4 protein-coding genes are annotated in these 2,711 nt (G+C 48.7%); 2 read left to right on the forward strand and 2 right to left on the reverse strand.

Annotated elements, in window-relative coordinates:
• Positions 1–101: 101 nt before the first annotated feature.
• Positions 102–605, forward strand: a complete 504-nt coding sequence (locus tag PVA01S_RS26235; RefSeq protein ID WP_127610819.1) for a DUF1097 domain-containing protein — start codon at positions 102–104, stop codon at positions 603–605.
• A 158-nt stretch (positions 606–763) separates the two neighbouring features.
• Here the strand turns inward: PVA01S_RS26235 and PVA01S_RS26240 are convergent, their stop codons facing one another.
• Positions 764–1,126 carry a ferrochelatase gene (locus PVA01S_RS26240; RefSeq protein ID WP_127610820.1) on the reverse strand — a complete coding sequence of 121 codons (363 nt, stop codon included), beginning with the start codon at positions 1,124–1,126 and terminating at the stop codon, positions 764–766.
• Positions 1,127–1,153: 27 nt separating this feature from the next.
• Here PVA01S_RS26240 and PVA01S_RS26245 point away from each other — a divergent pair, with 27 nt between their 5' ends.
• A complete protein-coding gene (locus PVA01S_RS26245) occupies positions 1,154–1,828 on the forward strand; it encodes a glycerophosphodiester phosphodiesterase family protein (protein ID WP_280531835.1) in 675 nt (224 codons plus the stop codon).
• Positions 1,829–2,519: 691 nt separating this feature from the next.
• Here PVA01S_RS26245 and PVA01S_RS26935 read toward each other — a convergent pair.
• The coding region (locus PVA01S_RS26935; protein WP_218029676.1) for a hypothetical protein at positions 2,520–2,711 on the reverse strand (192 nt) is incomplete at its 5' end.

Genomic DNA, 2,711 nt, shown 5'->3' on the forward strand with positions numbered 1-2,711 from the left:
AAAGCTGCGCCATTGCGAACTGGCGAAGATGATCGCGAGCGCTAATAAAATTGCGTAAGTCTTATTTGATTCATCATTATGAATGATGATGGGGTGATGATATGCCGGCACGGATCGCATTAGCGGTCGTGGTCGCAGTTTTGGCAGGCGTGTGGACTTCCTTGAGCATCATGTGGGGATGGGTTACGTTTGCGGCCTTCGTATCATGGGCATGCTTTTTTGCCGCAGGCGGCGGAGGGAAAGGATTGCAAACGACGTTGATTACGAACTTTAGCGGTGTCGTTTGGGGGTTCCTGATCATCCAGTTTTCGAATGTCATCACCTCTTCCGCAGGTTTGGAATCAACCGTCGCCTTAGGTGTGGCGTTAGGCATCGTTGCCGGCGTCATGTGTCTGGTATCGAAGGCCGCTATTTTATCGTACGTCCCGGGCGTATTTCTTGGAACGGCCACCTACTTCGGAACCGGATTAAATTTTACGGGCAGTGCCGTTGGGTTAATCGTGGGCGCCCTTCTAGGCTACGTCTCGGCGAAAGGCAGCGAGCTGCTGACAGCCAAACCAAAGGTACAAGCGGAACCGAATAGAAATGTAGCCGGGCAGCCGTAATCGGTTATTGGTTACAGACGCGGGGCTGTCCCAAGCCATATTCCTGGCTTCGGGGATAGCCCCTATTTATGGTTCAACGCGCTGTTCAATCCAGTTTGCCGCCGCTTCCATGAACTCATCGGAATCGTTCAAGAACTCCGTGCGCACATAATCAAGTCCTAGACGACAAGCCGCGCGCCGGTTCCCGTCCTTGTATAAAGAGGGGCAAGCGATAAGGCATATAACCGCTCCGCATTCATCTTCACGATTTGGCTTACCGCCTCTTCTACTAGAGGCTCCGTATGCTTGCAGGCGACGAAGATTTGAATGCCAAGATGAGCCAAACGGCGCTCCAACGCAGATGCCTGCCTCAGCGTAACGCTCCCTAGAGGGTCGTTGATGCCGATGCTCCGATAACGATCCATTCCTTCTAGTAACCGTGCAGACGATGGCGGATTGCCGTTAAAAATATGGGTATAGAATGCTTCCAGTTCATCGATGGATTCAACGATGCCATAGGCGAATAAGAGCAAGGCTCTCATTTCTTCTCACTTCCATGGATCCATTCGCTGGCCTTTCAGAAAGCTCTGGAGGCGGGCGTCGGTATGCTGGAATTCGATTTGCGCCTGACGAAGGACAACGTTGTCGTTGTGATTCATGATGAGACCGTGGATCGTACGACAAACGGCTCGGGTCCGGTCGGCGATTACACCTGGGCGGAGCTGAGACAATTGGACGCCGGCGGATGGTTCGGCAAAGTGTTCGAGGGCCTGAAAATACCAAGCTTCGAGGAACTATGCGATTTGATCGAACCTTATCCGGAGCTGCTGCTGAACGTGGAGGTGAAGTCAAGCCCTCATGCCAAACAAGTGGTGGATCAAGCCATGGGGATGCTGAAGGAACGCGGGTACTTACCCCGCTGTGTATTCACCTGCTTCGACGCAGCCGTCATTGCTTATCTTCATGATACGTACAACGTGAAGACACAAGGCTTCATGGCGGACGAGATGTACAATTTCGACCCGGGCGAACAGGGGACTTATTCGAAAATGTGGGCGATTGCCTTCCCGATGCTCTTGTTGACCGCCGAGAGAGTGAAGGCTTTTCAAGAAAAGGGGCTTCTTCCCTGGTGCTATTGCCCCGATACGGAGGAGCAGGTGGCATATGCGCTCGATTGCGGGGTCACGCTTCTGACTTGCAATAATCCATTGCCTGCAATACGCAGACTTCAAGAGATTAGATAACGGTTAGTATCGAGAGCCGTGGGCCTTCAATAATTGGGGGCTTGCGGCTTTTTGTATTCGATCAGGCGAAGATGTCACGGTATTTCGGAAACAGCTGACCCAAGACGGCTTGAAATTGCAGAGAAAAGTTGCAGAGTGGTATATTGTGAACCGTATCACGAATAGTGGTAAAGCGTGGAGTGGAAGTTATTGTTAATAAAAACGAGATTGCAGTTTGAAAAAATGAAAAGGGAATTGGACTCATCCAATTCCCTTAGGTGTAGTCCGAAGACATCCACCGCTATTCCGTATATATACTATACACTTCCCAGCCAAACTATGGAAGAAGCTAAAGGCGGATAAATGCTTTAAGTAAATTTATCTTGTTTCTTGTGTCCGTGTAAAGAATTAGGTTGTATACATTAGTGGGAATCTGGTTTCGAAAGTTGTTAATAATGCTTTCAAAGCGTGACACTACCTTTAACAAGTCGAGTTTTGGCGTCTTGAGATTTTTTTGCAAGTACACTACCAAAATCAAATAGTCGACTATTGTATTGAAGGAGATATTCTGTATGCCAGCAGGTTCAAGGATTTATCACAAGAAACAAAGTTGCCGAATTCACCTAGACTTATTACTTCAAAAATAGCCCAGATAGGAACAGGTTCATCTTTATGTTACCCCCTCTAGCGTTCTCCTATTATATCATGTTTTTTAATAGTTGGTGTTCAGCTTTTCGAATTCAAACGAGCAGGCAGGCTGACCTGTGGATAGCATCGCAGGCCTCTCAAAATGAACGCCGTGCGGATTCCCAGGTTTCAGCAAATAGCCCCAAATGTTATCCAGCCCGTAAAAGATCACGGTTAATTCTCCGGCATCATGTTCCCGGAAGAAATTATGGTAAAA

Source organism: Paenibacillus validus NBRC 15382 (assembly GCF_004000985.1).
In the GTDB taxonomy this organism is placed as follows: Bacteria; Bacillota; Bacilli; order Paenibacillales; family NBRC-103111; genus Paenibacillus_G; species Paenibacillus_G validus.